The sequence below is a fragment of the Xanthomonas sp. NCPPB 1826 genome, from assembly GCF_056725285.1.
The window spans coordinates 136,834-163,718 of sequence record NZ_CM161521.1; the positions used below are offsets into that span (position 1 = coordinate 136,834).

At 65.9% G+C, this 26,885-nt stretch carries 25 protein-coding genes; 13 read left to right on the plus strand and 12 right to left on the minus strand.

The window, feature by feature from the left end:
• A complete protein-coding gene (locus AC1PLA_RS00560; protein WP_237348117.1) occupies positions 1-915 on the minus strand; it encodes an NmrA family NAD(P)-binding protein in 915 nt (304 codons plus the stop codon).
• A gap of 178 nt (positions 916-1,093) precedes the next feature.
• On the opposite strand from AC1PLA_RS00560, the gene AC1PLA_RS00565 reads away from it, so the two are divergent.
• The gene (locus AC1PLA_RS00565) at positions 1,094-1,735 is read left to right on the plus strand and encodes a TetR/AcrR family transcriptional regulator (protein ID WP_047126455.1); all 642 of its coding nucleotides are present in this window, start codon (positions 1,094-1,096) and stop codon (positions 1,733-1,735) included.
• Positions 1,736-1,883: 148 nt separating this feature from the next.
• On the opposite strand, the gene AC1PLA_RS00570 is transcribed toward AC1PLA_RS00565, so the two are convergent.
• From AC1PLA_RS00570 to AC1PLA_RS00595, 6 genes are all read right to left on the minus strand, one after another.
• Positions 1,884-2,138, minus strand: coding sequence for a DUF2164 domain-containing protein (locus AC1PLA_RS00570; protein ID WP_039509942.1), 255 nt, complete (start codon positions 2,136-2,138; stop codon positions 1,884-1,886).
• A gap of 118 nt (positions 2,139-2,256) precedes the next feature.
• Positions 2,257-2,643, minus strand: a complete 387-nt coding sequence (locus AC1PLA_RS00575; RefSeq protein ID WP_237348114.1) for a hypothetical protein — start codon at positions 2,641-2,643, stop codon at positions 2,257-2,259.
• 79 nt (positions 2,644-2,722) lie between these two features.
• Positions 2,723-3,190: a LuxR family transcriptional regulator gene (locus tag AC1PLA_RS00580; RefSeq protein WP_481106248.1), complete on the minus strand. Its 468-nt coding sequence runs from the start codon at positions 3,188-3,190 to the stop codon at positions 2,723-2,725.
• A gap of 1,071 nt (positions 3,191-4,261) precedes the next feature.
• Positions 4,262-4,552: a hypothetical protein gene (locus tag AC1PLA_RS00585; protein ID WP_481105356.1), complete on the minus strand. Its 291-nt coding sequence runs from the start codon at positions 4,550-4,552 to the stop codon at positions 4,262-4,264.
• A gap of 23 nt (positions 4,553-4,575) precedes the next feature.
• On the minus strand, positions 4,576-5,592 hold the full coding sequence (locus AC1PLA_RS00590) for a class 1 fructose-bisphosphatase (RefSeq protein WP_016903904.1): 1,017 nt from the start codon (positions 5,590-5,592) through the stop codon (positions 4,576-4,578).
• A gap of 262 nt (positions 5,593-5,854) precedes the next feature.
• On the minus strand, positions 5,855-7,057 hold the full coding sequence (locus AC1PLA_RS00595) for an amino acid aminotransferase (protein WP_016903903.1): 1,203 nt from the start codon (positions 7,055-7,057) through the stop codon (positions 5,855-5,857).
• 157 nt (positions 7,058-7,214) lie between these two features.
• Here AC1PLA_RS00595 and AC1PLA_RS00600 point away from each other — a divergent pair, with 157 nt between their 5' ends.
• The 4 genes from AC1PLA_RS00600 (at position 7,215) to AC1PLA_RS00615 (ending at position 11,140) form a co-directional block, all read left to right on the plus strand.
• Positions 7,215-9,353 carry a TonB-dependent receptor family protein gene (locus AC1PLA_RS00600; RefSeq protein WP_481105357.1) on the plus strand — a complete coding sequence of 713 codons (2,139 nt, stop codon included), beginning with the start codon at positions 7,215-7,217 and terminating at the stop codon, positions 9,351-9,353.
• A 285-nt stretch (positions 9,354-9,638) separates the two neighbouring features.
• Positions 9,639-9,938, plus strand: a complete 300-nt coding sequence (locus tag AC1PLA_RS00605) for a hypothetical protein (RefSeq protein ID WP_481106249.1) — start codon at positions 9,639-9,641, stop codon at positions 9,936-9,938.
• A 123-nt stretch (positions 9,939-10,061) separates the two neighbouring features.
• Positions 10,062-10,442: a cupin domain-containing protein gene (locus tag AC1PLA_RS00610; RefSeq protein ID WP_039517928.1), complete on the plus strand. Its 381-nt coding sequence runs from the start codon at positions 10,062-10,064 to the stop codon at positions 10,440-10,442.
• Between the two features lie 203 nt (positions 10,443-10,645).
• A complete protein-coding gene (locus tag AC1PLA_RS00615; protein WP_481105358.1) occupies positions 10,646-11,140 on the plus strand; it encodes a hypothetical protein in 495 nt (164 codons plus the stop codon).
• Positions 11,141-11,263: 123 nt separating this feature from the next.
• Here the strand turns inward: AC1PLA_RS00615 and AC1PLA_RS00620 are convergent, their stop codons facing one another.
• Positions 11,264-13,147 carry a sigma-54-dependent Fis family transcriptional regulator gene (locus tag AC1PLA_RS00620; protein ID WP_481105359.1) on the minus strand — a complete coding sequence of 628 codons (1,884 nt, stop codon included), beginning with the start codon at positions 13,145-13,147 and terminating at the stop codon, positions 11,264-11,266.
• Between the two features lie 239 nt (positions 13,148-13,386).
• Between AC1PLA_RS00620 and adh the strand changes: the two genes are divergently transcribed.
• The 3 genes from adh (at position 13,387) to AC1PLA_RS00635 (ending at position 16,497) form a co-directional block, all read left to right on the plus strand.
• Positions 13,387-14,916 (plus strand): aldehyde dehydrogenase, encoded by a 1,530-nt coding sequence (adh, locus tag AC1PLA_RS00625; RefSeq protein ID WP_481105360.1) that lies wholly within the window; start codon positions 13,387-13,389, stop codon positions 14,914-14,916.
• A gap of 135 nt (positions 14,917-15,051) precedes the next feature.
• On the plus strand, positions 15,052-16,080 hold the full coding sequence (adhP, locus tag AC1PLA_RS00630; protein ID WP_211921498.1) for an alcohol dehydrogenase AdhP: 1,029 nt from the start codon (positions 15,052-15,054) through the stop codon (positions 16,078-16,080).
• 21 nt (positions 16,081-16,101) lie between these two features.
• Positions 16,102-16,497 carry a DUF779 domain-containing protein gene (locus AC1PLA_RS00635; RefSeq protein WP_016902914.1) on the plus strand — a complete coding sequence of 132 codons (396 nt, stop codon included), beginning with the start codon at positions 16,102-16,104 and terminating at the stop codon, positions 16,495-16,497.
• Between the two features lie 49 nt (positions 16,498-16,546).
• On the opposite strand, the gene AC1PLA_RS00640 is transcribed toward AC1PLA_RS00635, so the two are convergent.
• Positions 16,547-16,726 (minus strand): hypothetical protein, encoded by a 180-nt coding sequence (locus AC1PLA_RS00640; RefSeq protein WP_024940466.1) that lies wholly within the window; start codon positions 16,724-16,726, stop codon positions 16,547-16,549.
• A gap of 154 nt (positions 16,727-16,880) precedes the next feature.
• Between AC1PLA_RS00640 and ku the strand changes: the two genes are divergently transcribed.
• Positions 16,881-17,840 (plus strand): non-homologous end joining protein Ku, encoded by a 960-nt coding sequence (gene ku / locus AC1PLA_RS00645; protein ID WP_024940465.1) that lies wholly within the window; start codon positions 16,881-16,883, stop codon positions 17,838-17,840.
• Positions 17,841-17,849: 9 nt separating this feature from the next.
• Positions 17,850-20,627, plus strand: a complete 2,778-nt coding sequence (gene ligD / locus AC1PLA_RS00650) for a DNA ligase D (protein ID WP_481105361.1) — start codon at positions 17,850-17,852, stop codon at positions 20,625-20,627.
• Positions 20,628-20,692: 65 nt separating this feature from the next.
• On the opposite strand, the gene AC1PLA_RS00655 is transcribed toward ligD, so the two are convergent.
• On the minus strand, positions 20,693-21,856 hold the full coding sequence (locus AC1PLA_RS00655; protein ID WP_481105362.1) for a TDT family transporter: 1,164 nt from the start codon (positions 21,854-21,856) through the stop codon (positions 20,693-20,695).
• 112 nt (positions 21,857-21,968) lie between these two features.
• Here AC1PLA_RS00655 and AC1PLA_RS00660 point away from each other — a divergent pair, with 112 nt between their 5' ends.
• On the plus strand, positions 21,969-22,886 hold the full coding sequence (locus AC1PLA_RS00660; protein WP_481105363.1) for a LysR family transcriptional regulator: 918 nt from the start codon (positions 21,969-21,971) through the stop codon (positions 22,884-22,886).
• A 77-nt stretch (positions 22,887-22,963) separates the two neighbouring features.
• Here AC1PLA_RS00660 and lldD read toward each other — a convergent pair whose 3' ends face one another.
• Positions 22,964-24,127, minus strand: coding sequence for an FMN-dependent L-lactate dehydrogenase LldD (gene lldD / locus AC1PLA_RS00665; protein WP_039517894.1), 1,164 nt, complete (start codon positions 24,125-24,127; stop codon positions 22,964-22,966).
• Between the two features lie 136 nt (positions 24,128-24,263).
• Positions 24,264-24,830 carry a methyltransferase family protein gene (locus tag AC1PLA_RS00670; RefSeq protein WP_104596907.1) on the minus strand — a complete coding sequence of 189 codons (567 nt, stop codon included), beginning with the start codon at positions 24,828-24,830 and terminating at the stop codon, positions 24,264-24,266.
• 33 nt (positions 24,831-24,863) lie between these two features.
• Between AC1PLA_RS00670 and AC1PLA_RS00675 the strand changes: the two genes are divergently transcribed.
• Together AC1PLA_RS00675 and AC1PLA_RS00680 are read left to right on the plus strand one after the other, a co-directional pair.
• Positions 24,864-26,090 (plus strand): sensor histidine kinase, encoded by a 1,227-nt coding sequence (locus AC1PLA_RS00675; protein ID WP_104596909.1) that lies wholly within the window; start codon positions 24,864-24,866, stop codon positions 26,088-26,090.
• Positions 26,087-26,719, plus strand: coding sequence for a response regulator transcription factor (locus tag AC1PLA_RS00680; protein WP_024939865.1), 633 nt, complete (start codon positions 26,087-26,089; stop codon positions 26,717-26,719). The genes AC1PLA_RS00675 and AC1PLA_RS00680 overlap by 4 nt, the downstream gene beginning before the upstream one ends.
• Positions 26,720-26,885 lie beyond the last annotated feature (166 nt).

Here is a 26,885-nt window from a genome sequence, read left to right on the forward strand (position 1 = left end):
TCAAGACTCCCGTACATACGTATTGGCCAGTGTCTGGCGGGCTGTTTGCCAGGCGCGCGCACCGTAGCGATCGTTATCCAGCGGGACCAGTTTGCCGCGCCCGCTCATCATGTCGCGCAGGTATTGCATGCCCTGCCAGGGAGGGAAGGGATCATCGCTTGCGGGCGTGAGTGCACGCACCGCACTGATGATTGCCGACATCGTCCCCAGCCCGCCCGGCCTGAGCGTGCGATAGCGCTGCCCGGTGAGTTGGGTGAGCAGTTGCGCGATGTCGTTGGGTGAAATGCTGTTGCCTGCAATGCGCAGGTCCCGTGGGGCCGTGGAATCCAGTGCGGCCGCCGCCGTGTAGCTGGCGACGTCATCTTTGGCGGTGAAATCGAGCTGCTGGTTGGCGTCGCCAAAATGCATCACACGACGGCCCGGCACCACGAGGCGCGCACTGCCCTCGAGAAGCTCCAGAAAACCACCGCACAGAACCGAGGTGGCCGCGATCGGCGCGGCATCCAGTTGGTCTCTGAACCGGCGCCGCAAATCCAGGTTTCGATTGTCGCCCGGCCGTGTCTTCGTATAGTCCAGCGAGAAATCAGACGGGATGAAGCGAGGCACGCCGGCGCTGACCGCTGCATGCAACAGCTTCCCCTGTTGACCCAGCATGACGTCTTCCAGGCCGTTGAGCGCGGAAACGACGCATGCGGCATTCCCGACCGCTTCACGCAAGGATTTGGCGTCTTCCATCTCGACGTAGCGGATCGTGATGTTCCTGCGTTGCAGGGCCGCAATACGGTCCTTGCCTGCGCCTTGCCGAACAAGCGCAACCACCGCGGCGCCCTGGTCCTGCAGGGCAAAGGCGATGCGGCAACCCAGGTCGCCGGTGGCGCCTGCAACAACGATTGGGGATCTCACATCTGGCGTCACGACTTGCCTCTCGCTTGGGTCTTTTGCGCCAACGACGGCAACGGGAACTGCAACAGAAGATGCAGGCTGTCTGTCACGCAGCACCCAGGCCATTCGCCGGCTTGGCAGACCACGCAGCGAATAACTGAACGATAACGTTCAGTTGATGGCAATGCAAGCGGCGTGTAAGTTTTCGTGCATGAAAGCGGTCAAGCAAAAATCAAAAGGCGGACGGCCGCCACTCGATAAGGCGGGTGATGTCGAACGGCGCTTACTCGATGCGGCACTGCAACTCTTCCTGGAACGCGGGTTCGAGCACACCTCGTGCGAGGACATCGCGCGGCTGGCAGGCGCGGGCAAGGCAAGCCTTTACGCGCGCTATGCCAACAAAGACGCCATCTTCGAGGCGGTGGTCCGTCGCGATGTCGACACCCAGCCGCTGCCTGCCGCAGTCAGCGTCCCCACGGATCTGGAGGGGCGCCTGAGACACGCAGGACAAGGGATCCTTGCGCATGCATTACAGCCCCAGACGGTGGCCATGATGCGCCTGGTCGTCGGCACCTCCATTCGCGCGCCAGCGCTTGCCGCTGAAGTCAACCGCATCGGCTGGGAGGGCGGGCTGCGGCGCGTGCAGATGACGATCCTGGACGGCCCGGATCAACCGGCCAATCCGTCTGCGTTGGCAAGCCACTTCGTCGACCTGGTCTTTGCCCCGCATCAACTGCGCGCGCTGCTGGGCGAGCACCCGGATGATCTGATCGCCACCGCATCGGCGCGTGTGGAGTGGGCGCTTGCACTTCTCAAGGATGCTGGCCAGCTGGAGACCGGAAGTCCTCAGTGACACCCTGGAATTGCAGGAATCCTTGAACAACGCAGCGGAACGACGCGACTTGATGGCGTATTCGGCGGTATCTCTGACGCGCGCATGTTGTCCCTGCTCACAGCAGCGAAATGGAACTTCTCAGTGCTGCGGCATGTGAGGTGACGGATCACTTTTTGAAGTCGGTAGGGCGTTCCAGTTGGTAGATCGCCTCACCCAGGTCGTCCAGCTTGCTGGCAACGATGGCTTGCGCATCGTAGACGCCCCGATTGTAGAAATAGGCTCCCACCTCTTCGGCGAAGAAATCCAGCAGAAACTCCGCATCGAAGCGGCCGATCTGCTGCTTCAGTTCCTCGCTGAAATACAGCTGGATCTTGCGCGTGATCGCCGCCCGCTCGCCTTCGGTGAATTTGATCTCGGTCATGGATGCTCTGGTTGGCTCAACTACGGTATCGGGGCGATGTGCGTTGCGACACAGACAACTTGGGGCGATGGCTGGGGTTGAACCCAAGCGCTTGCCTGGTCGGCATCGAGATGAAGGGTCAGATGGCAACCGGCCAACGGGAAGGCCTGTCTGCCCGAAGGTAGTCAAGGTATTCGGACTCGGCAATCCCGAGGTTGGTCCAGCGCGTAGGGTCCGCCGCCAGGAATGTGCTGGCATACGTCACGGCAGCGGCAGCGTCCGCAAAGATGGCGGCAGGGGCACAAGGCCCGTCTGGCTCGAAATATGCGAAGTCATATAGATCCGAATAGTCTTCGCTGCCAACGTCCTCGACGTCATACACCCATACCTCGATGCAATTGTTTGCCGGCCGTAACTCGACATGGCGAATGTATGCTGTATCGACTGGACTTTTTCCGAGAAACTGCTCGACCGACCTGCTGCGCCGTAATGTGGCTGCAAGATCGATCGGTGAAAGATAGCGCATACAGGCTCCCTGCCTTCAAACTGTCGCTGCTCCTCAAATAAACGAGCCGCGCCGCGATGCGGCGTCGGCTCGCCCGTGTTCACTTGGACTGACTTGCCGCGCGTTTGAAATACGCCGTGCGCATCACCGGGTTGCCATCCTTTAAGTACGCTTCAATCTCGGTCATGACCTTGCCGTCGGCACTGACCGTATAGGTGCGTGTGGATGCCGGGACGCCTTGATACATCAACTGCATCACCAGCACGCCGGGCTCGGGCATTTTGACTGCGGCGCGATCCACCAGGTAAGTGCCCGAGGCCTTGCCCGGTGTGCCGTCCAGCAACAGCGTGGATTGCGCCTGCAGCGTCTTGTTGTCGTGTTCGATGATCTCGGCGTTGGTTGCCCACTTGTTGCCTGGAACCTCCTTGAACTCCAGGACGACACGTTTGGGTCGTACCGCTGCCGGCATCGGCAGGCTGCTGGTATCCAGCAGCCAGGTTCCGACCAGTGGCGATGGCGCGGTTGATGCGGAGAAGGCGGGTGTGGCCTGCAACATGACGGCAGCCACCAGTGCAACACATGCGGTCTTCATGTGAACTCCCTGATCGATATGTGATCCCTGCGTGCAGTCAGGCGACTGCTTGCAAGGCATTGCGCGTAGAGATCGACTTCCCGTAGACCGTCCCACTCCGGCCCGAGGGCGATACTCACCGCTGCCCGGTGGTGAGTCAACTTGCGGCAGGATGTGGCTGCTGGCGCAGTTCTCGGCGCTCTGCAGACCATCACTGACTGCGTAATCAGCCGTTGTCTCACAAACAAAGACACCCGCACGGGGCGGGTGTCTGGCATGCGTCAGCGCGGCGTGTGACTTCATTCACTTCATTCTTAGAATCCCAAAAAACCGGCGCGCGCTATTTGTGATTATTAATATAAAACGTCTACGTAATGTATTTTCTTTGCGCCAAAGGCACCGCACCCCTGAGTGGAAGTGTATTGCAGCACTATGGGCGTTCTAGAGGTCGCAGCGGCAAGAATTGCTGAATATTTTTCTTTTGCGATTGGGTCGCTCGAAAAATCTACTACCCATCTGCCATCTGAGAGGCACTCGTTGTTTGTAGGCTGATTTTCAAGCCAGACAGATAAGTAAGTTAGCTCGACAACGAAGCGAGATATTGTTCCTTTCTGTGTGGTGTCCGCAAAAGCACTGCTAGGAGCAAAAAGAAATAACAACAGAACGCTAAGCTTCATTGGAAGTCCCCCTGTTAAAAATTATACGATATATGTATTTTGCTGACGGGTGTAGTCCCATGTCGGCCGGAGTTAATGAGGAAAGCATGCTGTATCCTGGCCGTGATAATTATTCACATGCTTAGATAATAAGAGTGCTGCTCCCCCAGCAGGCGAAGGCCTTACCCAATCGCATAATGCCTTATGTGAAGCCGCAATTCAAAGTTGGTTCGCTTTCGATCTTAGAAGCACCAGGAGACGGCGATGCGTTGCCCAGACTCGAACTGGTCTGCTAGCAATCTTCCAGCGGTCGGCGTCATGCAATGTCGGCGTTGCCCCGATCAGCGGTGTATCCGTCCGCCCTAATCAGCGTCGGGTCGGAGTCCGGGGATGCTACTGATGTCGGTACGTACTATTCGTGGCTGTTTGCGACGGAGCACCAGGCGGTCCAGATGCGACAAGCATAAAAATCCGTGTCAGTTTCGATGGTGCAGTGATCAAATCTAGCGAAATTCGTATCGACCATAATGCCGATGTTGAGATACGCCCAGTTTTGTTGTCCGGCCGGACATTTGCCGTTACCGATCGACGCGGTTACAAGAATCGGATCGTTGGCGCTGGTCTTGATGAAATCGATTGGCGCGACGCTTTCGTCGTCCGAGAAGGTTATCGTCCAGCATGACACCACGAACCGGGATGCCATGCTGGAATTTTCTATACCAGAGTCTAGCCCTGCGCCTTGTCGAACTCCACGTGATAGCGCGTGGCCTCGTTCACTTCGTTCTTCGACCCCAAGAACACCGGCACACGCTGATGCAGCTGCGTCGGCTGGAGGTCAAGGATGCGCTCGCGCCCTGTGGTGGCCGCGCCGCCGGCCTGTTCCACCAGCATGCTCATCGGGTTGGCTTCGTACATCAGGCGCAGCTTGCCTGGCTTGGACGCGTCCTTCTTGTCCCAGGGGTAGATGAAGATGCCGCCACGGGTGAGGATGCGGTGCACGTCGGCGACCATGCTGGCGATCCAGCGCATGTTGAAGTCCTTGCCGCGGGTGCCGTCCTTGCCGGCCAGCAGGTCGCTGACGTAGGACTGCATGGCCGGTTCCCAGTGGCGCTGGTTGGACATGTTGATGGCGTATTCGGCGGTGTCTTCGGGCACGCGCATGTTGGCCTGGGTCAGCAGGAAGCTGCCTTCCTCGCGTTCCAGGGTGAAGGCGTGGGTGCCGTGGCCGAGCGTGAGCACCAGCATCGTGCTGGGGCCGTAGATGCAGTAGCCGGCGGCCACCTGCTGGGTGCCCGGCTGCAGGAAGTGCTCGTCGCCGGGCTTTTCGGTGCCCTTGGGCGCGCGCAGCACCGAGAAGATGGTGCCCACCGAGACGTTGACGTCGATGTTGGAGCTGCCGTCCAGCGGATCGAACAGCAGCAGGAAATCGCCGCTGGGGTATTGGTCGGGCACTGGCTGGCTGTGATCCATTTCTTCCGACGCGCATGCGGCCAGGTGGCCACCCCAGGCATTGGCTTCGAGCAGGATGTCGTTGCTGAGCACGTCGAGCTTCTTCTGCGCCTCGCCCTGTACGTTGCCGGTGCCGGCATCGCCAAGCACACCGCCCAGGGCGCCCTTGCTCACGGCGATGGAAATGCGCTTGCAGGCGCGCGAGACGATGGTGATCAGCTGGCGCAATTCCGGGTCGATACGGCCGGCGTGTTGCTCTTCGATCAGGAAGCGGGTCAGCGAGGGACGCGACATGGGAGCGGGCAGCCTGTGTAGGAAGTGGTCCGCCATTGTCGCCATTGCGCCGTTAGATTTCGATCACTGGATGCGCGTTTTGCAGCAAACCTGATCGAACATGCGCGAATGTGGTGCCCAAGACTGGGGTTGCCGACGTGTACCACGCGGTCTTGGCGCAGCTCTGCACACACGCAGGAGCGGCGAACACGCATAAAAAAACCGGGAGGCTGGCGCGCTCCCGGTTTGCAGGCGTCGGCCGTGTCGGCCGATCGCGATGCGCTTACATCCGGCTGACGGTCGCCACGGCCTGTGCCACGTAGTCCAGGTTGCGCTGGCTCAGCGCGGCCACGCAGATACGGCCGGTGCCGACGGCGTAGATCGCGAATTCCTCGCGCAGGCGGTCCACCTGCGTTCTGGTCAGGCCCGAGTACGAGAACATGCCGGCCTGGCGCTGGATGAACTCGAACTCCGGCGCGCCCAGCGTGGCCAGCTTGGCCACCAGGCCCGCACGCAGGGCGTGGATGCGCTCGCGCATCTCGGTCAGCTCCTGCTCCCACAGATCGCGCAGCTCCGGGCTGGTCAGCACGCCGGCCACCAATGCGGCGCCATGCGTGGACGGGCTGGAGTAGATCGTGCGGATGATGCGCTTGACCTGCGACTGCACGGCCTTGGCTTCGGCCGCTGTGGCCGAGACCACCGACAGCGCACCCACGCGCTCGCCATACAGCGAGAACGACTTGGAGTACGAGCTGGCGACCACGTAGCTGTCGATGCCTTCGGCAGCGAGCAGGCGCACCGCATACGCATCGGCCTCGATGCCCTTGTCGAAGCCCTGGTAGGCGATGTCGACGAACGGGAACAGGTTGCGTTCCTTCAACAGCCCCGCAACCTGCTTCCACTGCTCCTTGCTCAGGTCCGCGCCGGTCGGGTTGTGGCAGCAGGCGTGCAGCAGCACCACCGTGCCCGGTTCGAGTTTTGCCAGGTCGGCGAGCATGCCGTCGAAGTTCAGCCCATGACTGGCGGCATCGAAATAGGTGTAGTCCACGACCTCGAAGCCGGCCGCGCCGAACACCGCGCGATGGTTTTCCCAGCTCGGGTTGCTGATGGCGATGGTGGAGGTGGGCAGCAGTTTCTTGAGCAGGTCCGCGCCCACGCGCAAGGCGCCGCTGCCGCCGACGGTCTGCGAGGTCGCCACGCGGCCGGAGGCCACCAGCGCCGACTCGGCGCCGAACAGCAGCTCCTGGGTGGCCTTGTCGTAGGCGGCCAGGCCGTCGATGGGCAGGTAGCCGCGCGGTTTGGCGTCCAGCGCGAGCTGCTGCTCGATCTTGTGCACGGCGCGCAACAGCGGGATGCGCCCGTTTTCGTCGTAATAGATGCCCACGCCCAGGTTGACCTTGTTGGGGCGGCTGTCGGCGTTGTAGGCCTCGGTCAGGCCCAGGATGGGGTCGCCTGGAACCTGTTCCACGTTTGCAAAGAAGGACACGGCATGACTCGCTGAAGGACGAAAGAGTGAGGGACTTCCGGGATGCTCGGCCGCGGCTGGGCCAAACCACTTCATCGTAGCAGCCCATGGCCGGCGTAGCATGCTTCGTTCCGTACGCAACGATGCGGCCACAGTACGGATGAGGGACACTACGCCCATGCCCAGACTTACCTTGTTGGCCGCCGCCTGCGGCCTGTTCGCCACGAGCGCCGCGCCGCCCGTCCTGGCCGCCGATCCGGCGCCGCCCGCCTCCACGCCGATCCAGCGATTGCCCACCGTGCAGGTGGACGCCGCACGCGTGCGCGGGGTGGACGACTTCGACCTGCCGGCCTCCTTCACCGTGGTGGCAGCCGACGACGACAATCGTCGCGGCGCGCAGGTCTCCGAACTGCTGGACGGCATCCCCGGCCTGGTGGCGCGCGATCGCCAGAACTACGCGCAGGACACCCAGCTGTCGATCCGCGGCTTCGGTGCGCGTTCCACCTTCGGCGTGCGCGGCGTGCGCCTGCTGGTCGACGGTATCCCGGCCAGCATGCCCGATGGCCAGGGCCAGCTCTCGCACTTCAACGTGCTGGGCGCCGAGCGGGTGGAAGTGCTGCGCGGGCCGTTTTCGGCGCTGTACGGCAACTCCTCCGGCGGCGTGCTGCAGCTGTGGAGCGCCGACGGCGCGCCGGGCGACCCGTGGCGGCTGCGCGCCACCTACGGCAGCAATGCCACCGTCAACGTGGGTGCGCAATTGCTCGGCCAGCAGGGCGCGGTGCACTACAACCTGGCCGCCAATCATTTCGAAACCGATGGCTTCCGCGCCCATAGCCGCGCAAAGCGCGATTCGGTCAACGCCAAGCTCGGCTTCGATCTGGCCGAGGGCCGCCGGCTGGACCTGGTGCTCAACTATCTGGACGCGCCCGACGCGCAGGACCCGCTCGGCCTGACCCGCGCGCAGTTCAATGCCGACCCGGCGCAGGCCACGGCGGTGGCCACCCAGTTCAACACCCGCAAATCGGTGCGCCAGTCGCAGGCCGGCGCCATCTTCACCCAGCAGTTCGACAGCCAGACGCTGCGGCTGATGGCCTACGGCGGCCAGCGCAGCGTGGAGCAATTCCTGGCGATCCCGGTGGCGGTGCAGCGCAACCCGCTGCATTCGGGCGGGGTGATCGATCTGGACAGCAATTACGAAGGCGCCGATGCGCGCTGGGCCTGGCAGGGCGAGGCGCTGGGCCGGCCGTTGCAGCTGACCGTGGGCGCGAACGTCGATCGTCAGCGCCAGCACCGCACCGGTTACGAAAACTTCGTCGGCGACACGCTGGGCGTCAAGGGCGCGCTGCGCCGCAACCAGCGCGACCAGGTCGAGAACGTGGACCAGTTTGCGCAGGCGTGGTGGCAGTGGAGCGCGCGCTGGTCGGCCTTGTTGGGCGTGCGGCATAGCCAGGTGCGCTTCGACTCGGACGATCACTACATCCTCGGGCGCAACCCCGACGACAGCGGCCGGCGCGATTATTCGGCAACCACGCCGGTGGCCGGCATCGTGTTCCGTGCCGCCGAGGACCTGCGTTTCTACGCCTCGGTCGGGCGCGGTTTCGAAACGCCCACCTTCAACGAACTCGGTTATCGCAGCGATGGCGGCGCCGGCCTGGCGCTGGATCTGGGCGCGGCGACCAGCCGCAATTTTGAGATCGGCAGCAAGTGGCGCGCGCAGAGCGGCGCAGCGGTGGAAGTGGCGCTGTTCCGCGCCGACACCGACGACGAACTGGCCGTGGCCAGCAACACCAATGGCCGCAGCACCTATCGCAACATCGGTGCCACCCGCCGCCAGGGTGCGGAGCTGAGCTGGAATCAACCGGTGGGCACCACCCAGCAATTGCAGCTGGCCTACACCTTCGTCGATGCCACCGTGCGCGATGGCTACCTCACCTGCGCCAGCAGCGGCTGCGCCACGCCCACCGCGCCGGTGGCCAGCGGCGCGCGCCTGCCGGGTGTGCCGCGCCAGCAGCTGTTCGCGCGCTGGCAGTGGCAGCCGCTGCAATGGCAGTTCGCCGCCGAAACGGTGGCCTCCGACGCCACCGTGGTCAACGACCTGGCCACCGAGCGTGCGCCCGGCTACGCGCTGGTCAACCTGGAAGCGTCCCGGCGCTGGACCACCACGCTGGGCGGGCTGCGCACCTTCGCCCGCATCGACAATGCGCTGGACCGGCACTACATCGGCTCGGTGATCGTCAACGACGGCAACGGGCGCTATTACGAACCCGGTCCGGACCGCACCTACACGGTCGGCCTGCAGTGGGATTTCGGCGGCTGAGCTACCCGCAGGCGGCGCGCATTCAACAACACGCACACCGCCCGTAGGAGCGCCCCCGGGCGCGACAAAGCCATCCCGCCAAAGCACGCGTCGCCGCGGCGATGCATCTCCAACAAACGCTCGGCCTGCAGCGTGATTTCGAAGGCTGAGCCGGCCGCAGGCGGTGCGCGTTCAACAACACGCACACCGCCCGTAGGAGCGCACCCGGGCGCGACAAAGCCGTCCTGCCAACGCACGGTCTGCCATCGACACGCCACACCTATGACCACCACACCAGGCCCCACCATGATCGTCATCGATCACACCCCCGCAGACTGGTTTCTACTGCGTGCGGACAACCGCTACTGGCTGGACATCAACTGCACGATCTCGGCCACCGGCTTCTCGCTCCTGCTGGCATTGAACGCAACCGAGCAGGCCGACGTGCTGGCAGACGGGCATGCCGCCTGCGCACGGCTGGCCGCGAAGGTGCAATGGCGGCCGCACGACTTTGCCGCGCGTGATGTCAGCGCCAGCCACGGTGCGCAGGTCATCGCAGCGGTGCGGGCGTGGCGCGCGGCAGACGCCAGCACCGCGCGCGCATGAACCCATCGCGCCGTGCAAACCGCTTGCGCTGTTCGCCGCGCGGCTGCAATGCGCCGCGTTGATGCAGCGGTGACTGCCGGCAATGCGATGCACTAAGCTTGCAAGCGCATTCCCCGCACAAGGATGTTTCCGTTGAACACGCGCTACGCCCCGATCGATTTCAGCGACAAGCTCGCCCTGCTGTCGCAGCACTGGTCCCCGCGTGTCGTCGCGGAAATGAACGACTACCAGTTCAAACTGGTCAAGCTGCAAGGTGCGTTCGTGTGGCATCAGCATGCGGACACGGACGAGGTGTTCATCGTGCTGGACGGCAACATGACCATCGAGTTTCGCGACGGCGTGGTGGCGCTGTCGGCCGGGCAGATGCACGTGGTGCCCAAGGGGGTCGAACACCGCCCGGCGGCGGAGCACGAATGCAGCGTGCTGCTGGTCGAGCCGCGCGGCGTGGTCAATACCGGCGATGCGGGCGGCGCATACACCGCAGACAACGACGTCTGGATCTGATCGCTGCACTCGGCACTCGGCACTCGGGTGCTGGCGGCATCGGTTTGCATCCACGCAGCCACTCCTGCATGGCGGGTTATTGCAAACACCGAGCTGCGTAGGGCGCACCTGGTCCTGCACAGCAGCGCTGCAGCGCCTGCGCCTAGCAGGTCGTGGGGTGCGTGCTAGGCTCGGTTTTCTGCACACAACGCATGGAGCACGGGATGACATTCCTGCAAGTGGTGTCGGTTGCGGCGCTCGGCGCGACCAGTCTCCTGAGCGGCACCGTCGCCAATGCCGCTGCATCTTCTGATGAACCAGGCATGCTGCAGGTAACGCGGACCTATCCGGCCGATAGCCCCGCCGTGGCGCAGGTGCATCGCTGGTTGCTGGCGCAGCCGTCCAGGCAACAGCCCCCGGCAAGCGCCGCCGCGCTAGGCCAGCTGCGCACCAGTTACCGCACGCACGCGCCAGCTGCCGGCGGGCGTGCAGACCTGACCAGTACCGAGGTGGCCTTCCCGGAACATGGTCAGCCTGGCGATGCGGTCGCCATCGACGCATGTGGCGCGGGGATGCGCTATCACTGGACGTATCGGTGGACTGCGGCATCGGCCACAGCGGGTTGGCAGTTGCAGTCCTATCACCTGAGAAACGTGCAGGACTGCGCTGCTGCCATGGCCGATCCCGACGTCTTCAAGCCGACTGCACCGCGCGGCTGAGGTGCGTGCGCACGGCGGGCAAGTCACCCGTCGCGATCCATGGCGAGGGGTTCTTGGCGGTGGGCATGCGCATCCGCGCCCTGCTGGGCCGGGTCGGCGGGCGATGCGTTTGCGCGCCCAGTGTCAGGCCCGTTGCGGGCCGAGCCGGCGATACAGCGTGCTGCGGCTGATACCGAGCCTGCGTGCCGCCTGCGCGACGTTGCCGCCGCAGGCGTCCAGCGCCTGCCGCATCGCCGCCTTCTCCATCTGCTCCAGGCTATCGGCCGGTGCCGGTGCCGGTGCGGCACCGGCGGCCGCCGACACTGCGGTCCGGGTGGCGAGGTAGCCCGGCAGTGCGTCGCGGTCGATGCACTCGCCGGGTTCGCTCAGCGCCACCAGCGTGCGCAGGCAGGCCGAGAGCTGGCGCAGGTTGCCCGGCCAGTCGTAGTCGGCCAGGACCTGCAGCGCGTCGCTGCTGAGCCGGCGGCCCTGGCCCAGGCGTTGCCACAGCTCCTGCACCAGCAGCGGGCGGTCGGCGTGCGCGCGCAACGCCGGCAGCGCCACCGCATGATGGGCGATGCGGTAGTACAGGTCGGCGCGGAAGCGGCCGTCGGCGATCGCCGCTTGCAGGTCCTGGTGGGTGGCGCAGACCAGCGCGAAGTCCAGCCGCACCGGCTTGCCGCCACCCAGCGGCGACAGTTCGCGCTCCTGCAGCACGCGCAGCAGCCGCGGTTGCAGCGCCAGCGGCATGTCGCCGATCTCGTCGAGGAACAGCACCCCGCCCTCGGCCTGGCGCAGCAGCCCCGGGCTGCCGTGCTTGCGCGCTCCGGTGAAGGCGCCGTCCTCGTAGCCGAACAGCTCGGCCTCGATCAGACCCTCGGGCAGCGCGGCGCAGTTCACCGCGACGAACGGGCGGCCGGCGCGCGTGCAGCGGCGGTGCAGCTCGCGCGCAAACACCTCCTTGCCGGTGCCGGTCTCGCCTTGCACCAGCACCGGCAGCTCGGCATCCAGCACCCGGCAGGCGCGCCCGAGCAGGCGCTCGATCTCGGCCTCGAACAGCGGCGCGTCGCGGTCACCGTCCTGGCGGGCGGCCGAGACCGTGATTGGTGGCTGCGTGGCGCGCCGGCGCGGCCGCGCGTCGCCGCGCTCGTCCACGCGCCCGTACAGGGCGCGGCCCTGGCGATCGAACAGGGCGCCGTCGTGGCGCAGCCGGGTCAGCGGCTCCTCGAACAGCGCGTCGTAGCGCGCGCGCCCCAGCTCGTGGCGCTCCAGCCCGAACAGCTGCAGGCCGGCGCGGTTGGCTGCCACCAGGCGCCCGCCGCGGAATGCCAGCAGGCCCTCGCGCGCGGTGCCGAGCAGGGCCGGGTCGTGGTGCACGCGCAGCAGTTCGCAATCGGCGATGCCGTCGTCGAAGTAGCGGTGCTCGATGCTGGCGACTGCGCGCCGCGCCAGTCCCAGCGCGTGGATGTGCTGCAGACGCGCGTCGCCGGAGATGTCGAGCACGCCCACCAACTGCCCGTAAGGATCGAAGATCGGCGCCGCGGCACAGCTGAGGATGCCGTGCGGGGCGAGGTAGTGCTCGCCGCCGCGGACCTCGATCGAGCGGCTCTCCACGATCGCGGTGCCGATGGCATTGGTGCCGAACACGCTCTCGCTCCAACAGGCGCCGGGCATCAGTGCCACCCGCCCGGCGCGCTCGAGGAAGCCGGTGCTGCCCTCGGCATCGAGGATCCAGCCAGCCTCGTCGGTGAGTAGCACGACGCTGCCGGTGGCCGCTGCGTCGGCCGACAGCCCTTCCAGCTCGGCGCGCGCACGCCGCCACAGGGTCTCGTGGCGTTCGCGCATCTCGCGCAGGCGTGCGGCGCTGACCGGTTCGATCGCCGGTGCCGACTCGGCGGCCAGGCCCTGGCGCTGGCAGCGTCGCCACGACTGCAGGATCGCGTCCGGTACCTGCCCGGCCGGCATCGCGCCGCGCTCGAAGAACGATCGCCGCGCCCGGCCCAGCTGCTGCTCCGTCGACATCGCCATTCCGCCACCTCGTGTCGCAATCTGCGACAGTCCAGAAGATCACTGTCGCGATAAACACCATGTTTGCGGACACAGCGCAAGCGCCGCGCGTGATGCGCCGCAGCGAAGACCGCGCCCATCGTTCGCAGCCGCGGCGCGATCGGGCTGACGCAGCGCAGCAGGCAAAACCTGGCATCGCCCTTGCGTGACAACGGAGACGCCCGTCACGGGCTTCCTCCCATGTACCGCAGGAGACACCGATGAATGCCGTCACATCCGCCAAGCCGCTGAACACCGACCCGCAGTCCATCTTCAAACCGCGCTATGACAACTTCATCGGCGGCAAGTGGGTGGCGCCGCACAGCGGCCAGTACTTCGACAACACCACGCCGATCAACGGCAAGGTGTTCACCTCGATCGCGCGCTCCAACGCACAGGACATCGAAGCCGCGTTGGATGCCGCGCATGCGGCCAAGGACGCCTGGGGCAAGGCCTCCACCACCGAGCGCTCCAATGTGCTGCTCAAGATCGCCGACCGCATCGAGCAGAATCTGGAACTGCTCGCCCATGCCGAGACCTGGGACAACGGCAAGCCGGTGCGCGAGACGCTCAATGCCGATGTGCCGTTGTGCGTGGATCACTTCCGCTATTTCGCCGGCGCCATCCGCGCGCAGGAAGGCGGCATCTCCGAGATCGACAGCGACACCATCGCCTATCACTTCCACGAACCGCTCGGCGTGGTCGGGCAGATCATTCCGTGGAACTTCCCGCTGCTGATGGCGTGCTGGAAACTGGCACCGGCGCTGGCCGCCGGCAACTGCGTGGTGATGAAGCCGGCCGAGCAGACCCCGGCCTCGATCCTGGTGTTGATGGAAGTCATCGGCGACCTGCTGCCGCCGGGCGTGCTCAACGTGGTCAACGGCTTCGGCCTGGAGGCGGGCAAGCCACTGGCCAGCAATCCGCGCATTGCCAAGATCGCCTTCACTGGCGAAACCACCACCGGCCGGCTGATCATGCAATACGCCAGCCAGAACCTGATCCCGGTGACGCTGGAGCTGGGCGGCAAGTCGCCCAACATCTTCTTTGCCGATGTCATGGCCGAAGACGACGATTTTCTCGACAAGGCGGTGGAAGGCTTCGTGCTGTTCGCCTTCAACCAGGGCGAGGTGTGTACCTGCCCGTCGCGCGCGCTGATCCAGGAATCGATCTACGAGAAGTTCATGGAAAAGGCGCTCGCACGCGTGGCCGCGATCAAGCAGGGCAACCCGCTCGATCCCAACACCATGGTCGGCGCGCAGGCCTCCAGCGAGCAGCTGGAAAAGATCCTGTCCTATATCGACATCGGCAAGCAGGAAGGCGCGCAGGTGTTGATCGGCGGCGAACGCAATACGCTCGATGGCGAGCTGTCCGGCGGCTTCTACGTCAAGCCGACGGTGTTCAAGGGCCACAACAAGATGCGCGTGTTCCAGGAAGAGATCTTCGGGCCGGTGGTGTCGGTGACCACCTTCAAGGACGAGGCCGAGGCGCTGGCGATCGCCAACGACACGCTGTACGGCCTGGGTGCCGGTGTGTGGAGCCGTGATGCGGCGCGCCTGTATCGCATGGGCCGCGCGATCCAGGCCGGCCGCGTGTGGACCAACTGTTACCACGCCTATCCGGCGCATGCCGCGTTCGGCGGCTACAAGCAGTCGGGCATCGGCCGCGAGAATCACAAGATGATGCTCGACCATTACCAGCAGACCAAGAACCTGCTGGTGAGCTATTCGCCCAAGGCGCTGGGCTTCTTCTGACACCCATGCCGGTCGCGCTCGTGCGCGGCGACGATCGGCTGGCGCCGTGCGTGCGCGCCGCGGCTTTGACCTCGATCAAGGCCCCGGTTGCGGCCCGGGGCTAAGGTTCCTCAACGACAGCGACAGGAGTGCAATGTGGACAAGACGATGAAAGCTGCAGTGGTACGCGAGTTCGGCAAGCCTCTGGTGATCGAGGAAGTGCAGGTGCCGCGCCCGGCCGCCGGCGACATCCTGGTCAAGATCGAAGCCTGTGGCGTTTGCCACACCGACCTGCACGCCGCCGAAGGCGACTGGCCGGTCAAGCCGAACCCGCCGTTCATTCCCGGCCACGAAGGTGTTGGCCACGTGGTGGCAGTCGGCGAAGGCGTCAAGCACATCAAGGAAGGCGACCGCGTCGGCATCCCGTGGCTGTACTCGGCCTGCGGGCATTGCGAGCACTGCCTGGGTGGCTGGGAAACCCTGTGCGAGGCGCAGCAGAACAGCGGCTACTCGGTCAACGGCGGCTTCGCGCAATACGCGCTGGCTAATGCCGATTACGTCGGGCATCTGCCCAAGGGCATCGGCTTCGTCGAGGTCGCGCCGATCCTGTGCGCGGGCGTCACCGTCTACAAGGGCCTGAAGGTCACCGATACCAAGCCGGGCCAGTGGGTGGTGATTTCCGGCATCGGCGGGCTCGGCCACATGGCAGTGCAATATGCCAAGGCGATGGGAATGAACGTGGCCGCCGTGGATGTGGACGACGCCAAGCTGGCACTGGCCAGGCGCCTGGGCGCCACGGTGACGGTCAATGCGCGCACCACCGATCCGGTGGCGTACCTGAAGAAGGAAATCGGCGGCGCACACGGCGCGTTGGTCACCGCGGTATCGCCCAAGGCGTTCGAGCAGGCGATCGGCATGGTGCGGCGTGGCGGCACGGTGTCGCTCAACGGCCTGCCACCGGGCCAGTTCCCGCTGGACATCTTCGGCATGGTGCTCAATGGCGTGACCGTACGCGGCTCGATCGTCGGCACCCGGCTGGACCTGCAGGAGTCGCTGGCCTTCGCCGAGCAGGGCAAGGTTGCGGCGACCGTGGCCACCGACACCCTGGACAACATCAACGACGTGTTCGCGCGCATGCACGCCGGAACGATCGAGGGGCGTATCGTGCTCGACATGGCGGCCTGACCGCGCCGCAGGAGGCAGACGATGCAGGGCACCACCACGCAGACAGACCCGCCGTTGCAGGTGATGGCCACGCTGGCGGCGTTGCAGTTGATCGACACGCTGCGCGCACGCCACGGCGATGTGCTGTTCCATCAATCCGGTGGCTGCTGCGATGGCTCCTCGCCGATGTGTTTCCCGGTGGGCGACTTCATCGTCGGCGACCGCGACGTGCTGCTGGGCGAGATCGGCGGCGCGCCGTTCTACATCAGCCCCTCGCAGTTCGAGTACTGGAAGCACACCCAGCTGATCATCGATGTGGTGCCGGGACGCGGTGGCATGTTCTCGCTGGAAAACGGCGAGGGCGTGCGCTTTCTGGTGCGCTCGCGCCTGTTTGCCGACGAGGAGTTCGCCCAACTGCAGCGGGCAGGCCGGGCGTAACCCTGGCCCGCCTGGCGGTGCTGCCGGGCGGGGAATCAGCCGGCTGGTTTCAGCGGTCTGCCACGGTCGACGGCGCGGTGCCCGGCGTCTTGGCCGGGGTGTCGCCATCGGCAGGAACCAGCGTGTCGGGCGCATCGCCGGCACCGCGGTCTTCGTAGTGTTCGGCATCGCGCTTGCCGTGCTGTTCGCCCGGCTGGGTGGGTTGGTCGCGCAGTGGGTCACGGGACATGCGGTGCTCCTGGTCATCGGGATGGACACGCAGTTCACCGCGCGCCTAGTGAAGGGGGCGCAGTGGCAGCTGCAGACGCACGGCTCACGGATGGATCACGGTGGCCGCGCTACAGCTATGGGTTAACTCACACAACACCCGGAGTCACACGCCGATGGCACGACCGATCTGGACCGGAACCCTCTCGTTCGGCTTGCTCAATGTGCCGGTGTCGTTGATGTCGGGCGAGCGCAAGGTGGATCTGCATTTCCGCATGCTCGATTCGCGCGACAAGAAGCCGATCCGCTTCGAGCGCGTCAACGCCGACACCGGCGATGAGGTGCCGTGGAAGGAGATCGTCAAGGCGTTCGAGTACGACAAGGGCAGCTATGTCATCGTCGAGGAGCAGGACATCCGCTCGGCCTCGCCGGAAAGCCACGAAACGGTGGAGGTGGAGACCTTTGTCGACGCTGCCGATATCGACCCGCGTTATTTCGAAAAGCCCTACATCCTGGTGCCGGGCAAGAAGGCCGAAAAAGGCTACGTGCTGCTGCGCGAGACGCTGCGCGACACCGGCAAGGTGGGCATTGCCAAGGTGGTCATCCGCACGCGCGAATACCTGGCCGCGGTGATGCCGCAGGGCGATGCGTTGATCCTGCTGCTGCTGCGCTACCAGCAGGAAGTGGTGGACCCGCAGGACTTCAAGCTGCCGGCCGGCGCGGTGGGCGAGTACCGCATCACGCCCAAGGAACAGGAGATGGCCAAGCAGCTGATCGAGTCGATGTCCGGCACCTGGCAGCCGGAGGATTACCACGACGAGTTCCGCGGCAAGCTCGAGCAGATCCTGCGCAAGCGCATCCAGGCCAAGGGCGGCACCACCACCGTGGATGTCGAGCCACCGCAGCACGAAGACGCCAGCACCAACGTGGTCGACTTCATGTCGCTGCTGCAGAAGAGCCTGCAGGCCAATACGCGCACGCCGGCCAAGAAGAGCAGCACGCCGGCAACCGGGTCGGCCAAAAAGACCGCCACCAAGAAAGTGGCCAAGAAGGCCACCAAGAAGACCGCGGCCAAGACCACCAAGGCCACCAAGACCACCGCCAGCAAGGCGGCACCGCGCCGCAAGGCCGGCTAGGCCCCGCCCATGTCATTGCACGATTACAACGCCAAGCGCCGCTTCGACCAGACCCCGGAGCCGGCCGGCGACACGCCGGCGCGCGCCAGCAAGCAGCCGATCTTCGTCGTGCAGTTGCACCACGCCAGCTCGCGCCATTACGACTTCCGTCTGGAAGCCGACGGCGTGCTCAAGAGTTGGGCCGTGCCCAAGGGCCCATCGCTGCGCGTGGGCGAAAAGCGCCTGGCAGTTCAGGTGGAGGACCACCCGCTGTCGTACGCCAGCTTCCAGGGCGACATTCCGCAGGGCCATTACGGCGCCGGGCATGTGGATGTGTTCGACCACGGGCATTGGCAGTGCGAAGGCGATGCGTTGGCGGCACTGGAAGCCGGCAAGCTGGAATTCGAACTGCAGGGTACGCTGCTGCGCGGCGGTTTTGCATTGGTACGCACGCAGATGCGCGGTGGCAAACCGCAATGGCTGCTGTTCAAGCGCAGCGATGCGTATGCGGCCGATCTGGATGCCGATGCGCTGGTGGCGCAGCAGGCCGCCGGCGCACCGGCTGCGGCCGCGCCGGCAACCCGTGCCAAGGCCAGCCGGGCGCGGCGCGCGCCGGCATCAACGGCGAGCGCCGAGACGACTGCGGCTGGCAAACGCACGCGCCCGGCGCGTGCGGACTCTAGGCAATGGCGTACCCGCGCCCTGGCGCTGGACGGCGCGCGCGATGCGCCATGCCCAACTGAGCTGCGCGCGCAACTGACCTTGCTGCGCGAGCAGGCGCCGGATGGCGAGCGCTGGTTGCACGAGATCAAGTGGGACGGCTACCGCCTGCTGGCCGACATGGTCGATGGCCAGGTGCAGCTGCGCTCGCGCAACGACCAGGCCTGGACGCAGCGCTTCCCGGACGTGGTGCGTGCAGTGCAGGCCTTGCCGGTGCGCGATGCGCGCCTGGATGGCGAGCTGGTGGTGCTGGACGCGCAAGGGCGCAGCGACTTCTCGGCACTGCAACGCGCGCTCGATGGCAGCGTCACGCAGCCGCTGCGCTACATCGTGTTCGACCTGCTCGGCGTGGCCGGGGTGGATCTGCGCGACACCCCGCTGCTGCAACGCAAGCAGTTGCTGTACGACGTGCTGGGCGATGTGCCGGGCACGCTGGCGTTTAGCGACCATGTGATCGGCCACGGACCGGAGGTCTTTGCGGCCAGCGCCGGCACCGGCTGGGAAGGCATCGTCAGCAAGCTCGCCGATGCGCGGTATCGCGAAGGGCGCAGCGCCGATTGGGTCAAGACCAAGCACGAAGACAGCGACGAGTTCGTGGTGGTGGGCTACACCGACCCGAAGGGCGCGCGCAGCGGCTTCGGCGCCTTGCTGATGGCGCAACGCGAGGGCAAGACGCTGCGTTACGTCGGACGTGTGGGCACCGGCTTCGACGATGCCTTGCTTGGCAAGATCACCGCGCTGTTGCAGGCGCTGCACAGCGACACCGCCACGCTGGAATTGCCGACCCATATCCCGGGGCGGCCACGCGATGTGCATTGGGTACGGCCGGTCCTGATCGCCGAGGTCGCCTTCCGCGGCTGGGCGAAGGAAGGCCTGCTGCGGCAGGCCGCATTCAAGCGTCTGCGCGAGGACAAACCCATGAGCGAGTTAGGCGGCGACCGCGCCTCGCCAGGCAAGGCGCGTGCTGCAGGTAAAGGCAGTGCTGCGACCACGGCCGCCGCGCCTGCGCGCAAGGCGGCGAGTAAAAAAACGTCGAGAACGACGGTCGAAGCATCCACCAGCACCGCCAGCAAGCGCGTGCGGTCGACTGCATCGAAGACGACCGCGACCACGACATCCAAAAAGGCTGCAGCGTCCACGTCCACGGCCTCCAAATCCACGGCGTCCAAGTCCACAACATCCAGATCCACAACATCCAAATCCACAGCCACGTCGACGGACGGCATCACCATCACCCATCCCGAGCGGGTGGTGTTTCCTGCAGCGGGCATCAGCAAAGGCGATGTGGCCGGCTATTACCGCGCAGTGGCGCCGCTGGTGCTGGCAGAGATCGCGCGCCGCCCCTTGTCGCTGCTGCGCTGCCCCGATGGTGCCGGCGGCGACTGTTTCTTCCAGAAGCACGAAGGCCGCCACCTGGGCACGCATATCAAGGCGATTCCGCTGCAGCAGAAGAGCGGCACCGAGGATTACATCTACGTCGAGGATGCCGCCGGCCTGCTCGAGCTGGTGCAGATGAACACGCTGGAGCTGCATCCCTGGGGCGCGCAGGTCGACGACGCGGAGCATCCGGATCGGCTGGTGTTCGACCTGGACCCTGGCGACGGGGTGTCCTGGGCCGACGTGGTGGCGGCCGCGCGCGACATCCGTGCCAAGCTGCGCAGTGCCGGCCTGGAGAGCGCGGTGCGCCTGTCCGGCGGCAAGGGCTTGCATGTGGTGGTGCCGATCGTGCCGGAAGCGGACTGGGAGCAGGCGCGCGATTTCTGCGAGGCCTTCGCCCAGGCGCTGGCCACGCACGCGCCGGACCGCTACGTGGCCACCATGAGCAAGGCCAAGCGCCACGGCGTGATCTTCGTCGACTGGCTGCGCAATGGGCGCGGCAATACCAGCGTGTGTTCGTGGTCGCTGCGAGCACGCGAAAAGGCCACTGTCGCCGTGCCGCTGCGCTGGGAAGAACTCGGCAAGATCAGCGGCCCGGATGCCTTCCCAATGGACAAGGCCCTGCAACGGGCCAAGCGTCAGCGTGCAGATCCCTGGGAATCGGTGCTGGCGTTGCAGCAATACTTGCCCACTGCCGACAACGCACGCTGAGCATAGCGGCGGCCACCAACGTCGCCGCCGCTGCCCCGCGCGCAGTCTCAGCGCGGGCGTTGGCTTCAACCTGGCTTGGTCAAGGACGCGATACAGGGCGAGACGAAGAGGTTGCCGCGGTAGGCACCGGCCACCGTCTTGGAAAAGACGAGCCCCCACATGACCGCCAGCAACAACACCAGCGCCGTGCCCAGGCCCTGGAAAAACACCAGATGCAGGCTCGCTCCCAGGCGCAAGGTCGTTACCGCATACACCCCGAGCGGGAAGGTGAAACCCCACCAGCCGAGGTTGAAAGGAATGCCTTTTCTGACGTAGCGCGCGGTGATGAGCATCGCCAATGCCATCCACCACATGCCCAGCCCCCAGAACAGCAAGCCGCTGATAAGGCCAAGGCCGGCTGCCATGCTCCCGGCGGCACTCAATCCCTGCGCGGCAAAGATCGCCGGCGCATCGGCGCCGAGCACCAGCATGCCCAGCGCGCCGGTCCCGATCGGTCCCAACGACAACCAGCTGGATGCGGCCATGCTTTCGTGCGGAAGCTTGTGCAGTGCCATGCGTAGCAACAGGATGACCAGGATGCTCAGCGCCACCGGCACCGAGTAGGCCCACAGCACGTAGCTGGTGATGAGTACCGTGTATTGGCCGGCCGTGTCGGCCAGATGCGGTGCCAACAAGCCACCGCTGGCTGCGGCGACCTCCGCAGCCACCACAGGCAGCAGCCAGACGGCGGTCATCTGGTCGATGCTGTGCTGCTGCCGGGTGAACATCATGAAAGGGATCAGCACCCCGCACGCCAGCGACATGGCCACGTCGATCCACCACAAGGTCTCGACTAGCGGCAGCACTCCGCTCCCCCAGCGCGGCAGGCCATACAGCACAAATCCGTTGACGATGGTCGCCAGGCCCATGGGAATGGTGCCGAAGAACATCGAGACGGTGGAATGGCCGAAGATCTGCTTGGCTTCGTCGAAAAACAGCATCCAGCGGCTGGCATACAGAACGCTGAACACGACGAACAGCGCGATGTTGAAGCACCACAGCAGTTCCCCAATGGTCTTGAGCCAGGACGCTGCAAACGGCAGCTGTCCCAAGGCAAGCGCAAGAATCCCGGTGCCCATGGTGGCGGCAAACCAGTTCGGGGTGAATTGCCGGATGGCTTCCCTGGGAGTGGAGAGGGCCGCCAGGGGCCGGTGGTCGCCGACGATGGCGCTCAGTCTGCTTTCACGCATGGCGATCGGTCCGTTTGGCGATGCAGAGGCGATGGACCAAGTCTAGAGCGCGCCGGGTCATTCGGATAACGGGTAATATCGCTAACTGTTACCTGTCTGGAAGGTTATGCAGATGAGGCTGACCCTGCGTCAGATGCAGATCTTTTGTGCCATCGCCGAAACCGGCAGCACCACCGGCGGCGGGGTGGCGGTCTCGCTGTCGCAGTCGGCCACCAGCGCCTCGCTCAACGAGTTGGAGGGTGTGCTGGGAACGCGGTTGTTCGACCGTGTGGGCAAGCGGCTGGTCCTCAACACCGAAGGCCAGCGTCTGCTTCCGCAAGCCAGGCAATTGCTGGATGCGGCACAGCAGATCGAGGCGGCCTACCGGCCCGGTGCCGGCGACCGCAAGGCCCGCTTGCGGGTCGGATGCAGCACCACGATTGGCAACTACATCCTGCCGCGCCTGCTCGGAGCGCTGCGCAAGGCGGCCCCGTTGCTTCAGGTGGATGCCGACTTGGCCAACAGTGCCGCCATTGCGCGCAAGGTGGCCGATTTTCAACTCGACATGGGGCTGATCGAAGGACCGTGCCACCTTCCTGAGCTACAGGCCGAGCCCTGGCTGGTGGACGAGTTGCTGATCGTCGTAGGGGCCCGACATCCGCTGGCCCACGCGTCGAAAGTGACGAAGGCAGATCTTCGCCGGGCCGACTGGCTACTGCGCGAATCGGGCTCGGGTACCCGGGAGGAAGTGGAATTGCTGTTGTTGCGTCACCTGCATGATTTGTCGGAGACGCAGCAGGTGGGAAGTTCGGAGGCGATCAAGCACACATTGGCGCAAGGCATCGGCATCAGTTGCCTGTCCCGCTGGGTCGTGAGCGACCTGCTGGCGTCAGGACAACTGGTGGCACTCACCGGTGTGCTTCCCTCGCTGACACGACGCTTCTTCCTCATCCGCCACCGCGAAAAGTTCGTCTCCCAGAGCCTGAACGCGTTCGGGAGGGCGTGCCGGAACTTCAAAGACGACGCGGGGGCAGCGACGCACCACGGTTGACCGCACCACTGCCAAGCCGATCGGAGCGCCAAGCGCCCGGTGACCGTGCAGTTCATCGAATGTGACCAACGCGAAGCTCAAGCTTGTGCTTCTTCCATCCCACGCGTCACCCGGCTCAACGCATCGCTGCTGATCTCGGCAATCGAATGGGTGCCGGTCAAGGTCATCGCCACGCGCATCTCGCGCTCGATCAGGGTCAGCAGATTCTCTACGCCGGCCTGGCCACCGGCCGCCAGCGCATAGACGAACGCGCGCCCCAGCAGCACCGCATCGGCGCCCAGCGCCAGCATGCGTACCACGTCCAGGCCGCTGCGGATGCCCGAGTCGGCCAGGATCTTCAGCTGCCCCTTCACCGCATCGGCAATGGCCGGCAATGCGCGCGCGCTGGACAGCACGCCGTCGAGCTGGCGGCCGCCATGGTTGGACACCACGATGCCGTCGGCGCCGAAGCGCACCGCATCGCGCGCATCGTCCGGGTCCAGGATACCCTTGATCACCATCGGCCCGGTCCAGAACTCGCGGATCCATTCCAGGTCTTTCCAGGCGATGGACGGGTCGAAGTTGGCGCCCAGCCAGCCGATGTAGTCCTGCAGGCCGGTCGGGCTGCCGCGGTAGGTCGAGATATTGCCCAGATCGTGCGGGCGGCCCAGCAGGCCCACGTCCCAGGCCCAGCGCGGATGCGTCACCGCCTGCAGCATGCGCCGCAGCGACGCGTTGGGCCCGCTCATGCCCGAGTGCGCATCGCGGTAGCGCGCGCCCGGCGTGGGCATGTCCACGGTGAACACCAGCGTGGTCACCCCGGCCGCCTTGGCGCGCTCCAGCGCGTTGCGCATGAAGCCACGGTCCTTGAGCACGTACAGCTGGAACCACATCGGCCGCGCGATCGCCGGCGCCACTTCCTCGATCGGGCACACCGAGACGGTGGACAACGTAAACGGGATCCCGCGTGCGGCCGCCGCGCGCGCGGCCTGAACTTCGCCACGCCGCGCATACATGCCGGTCAGCCCGACCGGCGCCAACGCTACCGGCATCGCCAGCGTCTCGCCGAACAGCTCGGTGCCCAGGCTCAGGTCCGACATGTTGCGCAGCACCCGCTGGCGCAGCGCGATATCGGCCAGATCCGCGACATTGCGCCGCAAGGTGTGCTCGGCGTACGCCCCGCCATCGATGTAGTGGAACAGGAACGGCGGCAGGCGCGCCTGCGCGGCGGCACGGTAGTCGGAAGCGGCGGAAATGATCATCGAAGACGAACGGCAGCGGCGGGGTAGCCACTGAGTGTAAGACCATCGGTGTGGCCGGTGGACCGCTGCGCGATCTGCAGGACGCAAGCCCGGCAAGGCCCAGCGCAGTGGTGCTGCGCCGCAGCCTTATCAACTCTCACCACACCAGCGGCAGCAGGCGCCGGCTCTGCGCGGCATAGGCCGGGTAGGCAACCGGAAATGCACGCTGCAACGCGGCCTCTTCGATCCGGATGCGGTGCAGAAACGCCAACGTCACCGGCACCACGATCGCCGCCACCGACAACCCATTGCCCATGCCCAGCGCCAGCCCGTAGAACGCCATCAGCGCGCCGGTATAGGACGGGTGACGCAGCCAGTGGTATGGGCCGCTGCGTACCAGTTGGTGGTCTGACTGGATGGTCACATCCACCGTGAACCAGCGTGCCAGCACCTGGATGGCCCATACGCGCAACGCCAGCCCACTGACGATCAGGGCGCAGCCGGCCCACTGCAGCGGTGCGTACCAGCCCTGCGGCCAGCGCGCCAGCCCGCTATAGGCCAGCGCCACCGCAATGGCCACCGCCACAGACAGCACCCGCCACAGCTGCTGCAGCGTGCCCTGGTCGTGCGCGCCGCCATCGTTGGCGCGGCGACGGCGGCTGAGCAGCATTTCATAGCCTCCCCAGACCAGAGTGAGAGCGAGAAACAGACTGGAAGCAGACATGGTGTGACTCCGTGGCGATGGGGTGGCGGGGTGATGCCAGTGTGCGCACGCGCTGCGCACGGCACAGGGGCCGCAGGTCATCGATCCCACCTGCCGGAAGTCACTTTCTGCACGCGCACCATTGCCGAGTGGCCGCGCGGCCGTCAGCATCGCCGCATGCATTCTTCCCTGAGTCATCTCTCGCATCCGCTGCGGCTGGCCGGTGCGTTCACCATTGCGGCGGTGGCGTTGTCGTTCATGCCCGATGCGTCACCGCAGGGCGCCTGGCGCTGGGGCGTGCTGGCCGGCTTCACCGCGTTGTTTCTGCTGCACACCGTGTTGCCGTCGCTGCATGCCTTGCGCACTGTCGCCACGTTGCTGCAGGCGGTCCTGGCCTTGCTGCTGGTGTGGATGGAGCCGCGTGCCGGCACCGCCCCGGTGCTGCTGGTCATGCTGGTGGCGCAGGCGGGCATGACCTGGCCACCGGTGCGCGTGCTGTTGCTGGCGCTCGTATTGAACGCGGGCATGTATGCGCTGCTGGTGCAGGCCGGGTTCGAGCGACCGTGGTTGATCGTCGGCATCTACGCCGGTTTCCAGGCCTTCGCCGCGCTGACCGCGCATTACGCGCGCAGCGCCGAGCGTGCGCGCGATGCGCTGGCCTACGTCAATGCCGACCTGCTGGCCACCCGCGCGCTGCTGGCCGACAGCGCGCGCGATGCCGAGCGCCTGCGCCTGGCGCGCGAGCTGCACGACGTGGCCGGGCACAAGCTCACCGCCATGCGCATCAACCTGCGCCTGCTCGGCGCCGACCCGGCGTTGGCGCGGCGCGACGAGGTCGCGGTGGTGGAGCAGCTGTCGGCCGAACTGCTGTCGGACATCCGCAACGTGGTGCAGTCGCTGCGCGACGATCAGGGCCTGGACCTGCAGACCGCCTTGCGCGCGCTGGCCGCACCGTTCCCGCGCCCGGCGCTGCGCCTGCAGATCGACCCGGCCGTGCGCATCACCGATGCCCGTGTGGCCGAGCTGCTGTTGCGGCTGGTGCAGGAGGCGCTGACCAACGCGGTGCGGCATGCCGACGCCAACGAGGTCGCGGTGCACCTGCACTGCGCGGGCGCGCAGCTGCAGGTGGACATCTGCGACGATGGCCGCCGCGCCGAGCGCATCCGCGAAGGCAACGGCATCACCGGCATGCGCGAACGCCTGGCCGCCCTGCACGGGCAGCTTGAGCTTGGCCGCACGCCCACTGGCGGCATGCACCTGATGGCGAGGCTACCGGCATGAGTGCCCATCGCATCGCGCTGGCCGACGACCAGATCCTGGTCCGCGCCGGCCTGCGCGCGCTGTTGCAGCAACAGGGCGTGGAGGTGGTCTGCGAGGCCGACGACGGCCAGGGCCTGCTGGACGCGCTGGTCAGCACCACGGTGGACGTGGTGCTCAGCGACATCCGCATGCCCGGCGTGGACGGCATCCAGGCGCTGCAGCAACTGCGCGCCCGTGGCGACCGCACCCCGGTGCTGCTGCTGACCACCTTCGACGACAGCGACCTGCTGCTGCGCGCCACCGAGGCCGGCGCGCAGGGCTTCCTGCTCAAGGACGCCGCCCCGGAAGACCTGCGCGAGGCGATCGAGCGGGTTGCCCACGGCGAGACCCTGCTGCAGCCGGTCAGCACCGACCCGGTGCGGGCGCGTTACCAGTTCCGCGACCAGCAGCCCCCGCGCGAGACCTTCAGCGAGCGCGAGGTGGCGATCCTGCGCCTGCTGGCCGGCGGCTATTCCAACAAGGAGATCGCCCGCACCCTGTTCCTGGCCGAAGGCACGGTGAAGAACTACGTCTCCACCATTCTGGAAAAGCTCGGCACCCGCGACCGCACAAGGGCGGTGTTGAAGGCGATCACGTTGCGGGTGATTTGAGGGCGGGGATTGGGGAGTCGGGATTGGGGATTGGTCAGAGCGGACTCGGGAATCGGGAATCGGACACGACTCACCAGGTTGCATGGCATTGTTTCATAAGGGATTTCCCGGATTCGGCAGGATTGGGTAAGAACCGTAAGGTTGCCGTCAGGTCGTGTGGGCGGCC

Coding starts and splice junctions, on each gene's coding strand:
- AC1PLA_RS00565 (WP_047126455.1), top strand. CDS start 1,094: ATGAAAGCGGTCAAGCAAAAATCAAAAGGCGGACGGCCGCCACTCGAT.
- AC1PLA_RS00570 (WP_039509942.1), bottom strand. CDS start 2,138: ATGACCGAGATCAAATTCACCGAAGGCGAGCGGGCGGCGATCACGCGC.
- AC1PLA_RS00575 (WP_237348114.1), bottom strand. CDS start 2,643: ATGCGCTATCTTTCACCGATCGATCTTGCAGCCACATTACGGCGCAGC.
- AC1PLA_RS00585 (WP_481105356.1), bottom strand. CDS start 4,552: ATGGCATCCCGGTTCGTGGTGTCATGCTGGACGATAACCTTCTCGGAC.
- AC1PLA_RS00590 (WP_016903904.1), bottom strand. CDS start 5,592: ATGTCGCGTCCCTCGCTGACCCGCTTCCTGATCGAAGAGCAACACGCC.
- AC1PLA_RS00600 (WP_481105357.1), top strand. CDS start 7,215: ATGCCCAGACTTACCTTGTTGGCCGCCGCCTGCGGCCTGTTCGCCACG.
- AC1PLA_RS00605 (WP_481106249.1), top strand. CDS start 9,639: ATGATCGTCATCGATCACACCCCCGCAGACTGGTTTCTACTGCGTGCG.
- AC1PLA_RS00610 (WP_039517928.1), top strand. CDS start 10,062: ATGTTTCCGTTGAACACGCGCTACGCCCCGATCGATTTCAGCGACAAG.
- AC1PLA_RS00615 (WP_481105358.1), top strand. CDS start 10,646: ATGACATTCCTGCAAGTGGTGTCGGTTGCGGCGCTCGGCGCGACCAGT.
- AC1PLA_RS00620 (WP_481105359.1), bottom strand. CDS start 13,147: ATGGCGATGTCGACGGAGCAGCAGCTGGGCCGGGCGCGGCGATCGTTC.
- adh (WP_481105360.1), top strand. CDS start 13,387: ATGAATGCCGTCACATCCGCCAAGCCGCTGAACACCGACCCGCAGTCC.
- AC1PLA_RS00635 (WP_016902914.1), top strand. CDS start 16,102: ATGCAGGGCACCACCACGCAGACAGACCCGCCGTTGCAGGTGATGGCC.
- AC1PLA_RS00640 (WP_024940466.1), bottom strand. CDS start 16,726: ATGTCCCGTGACCCACTGCGCGACCAACCCACCCAGCCGGGCGAACAG.
- ku (WP_024940465.1), top strand. CDS start 16,881: ATGGCACGACCGATCTGGACCGGAACCCTCTCGTTCGGCTTGCTCAAT.
- ligD (WP_481105361.1), top strand. CDS start 17,850: ATGTCATTGCACGATTACAACGCCAAGCGCCGCTTCGACCAGACCCCG.
- AC1PLA_RS00655 (WP_481105362.1), bottom strand. CDS start 21,856: ATGCGTGAAAGCAGACTGAGCGCCATCGTCGGCGACCACCGGCCCCTG.
- AC1PLA_RS00660 (WP_481105363.1), top strand. CDS start 21,969: ATGAGGCTGACCCTGCGTCAGATGCAGATCTTTTGTGCCATCGCCGAA.
- lldD (WP_039517894.1), bottom strand. CDS start 24,127: ATGATCATTTCCGCCGCTTCCGACTACCGTGCCGCCGCGCAGGCGCGC.
- AC1PLA_RS00670 (WP_104596907.1), bottom strand. CDS start 24,830: ATGTCTGCTTCCAGTCTGTTTCTCGCTCTCACTCTGGTCTGGGGAGGC.
- AC1PLA_RS00675 (WP_104596909.1), top strand. CDS start 24,864: ATGCCAGTGTGCGCACGCGCTGCGCACGGCACAGGGGCCGCAGGTCAT.
- AC1PLA_RS00680 (WP_024939865.1), top strand. CDS start 26,087: ATGAGTGCCCATCGCATCGCGCTGGCCGACGACCAGATCCTGGTCCGC.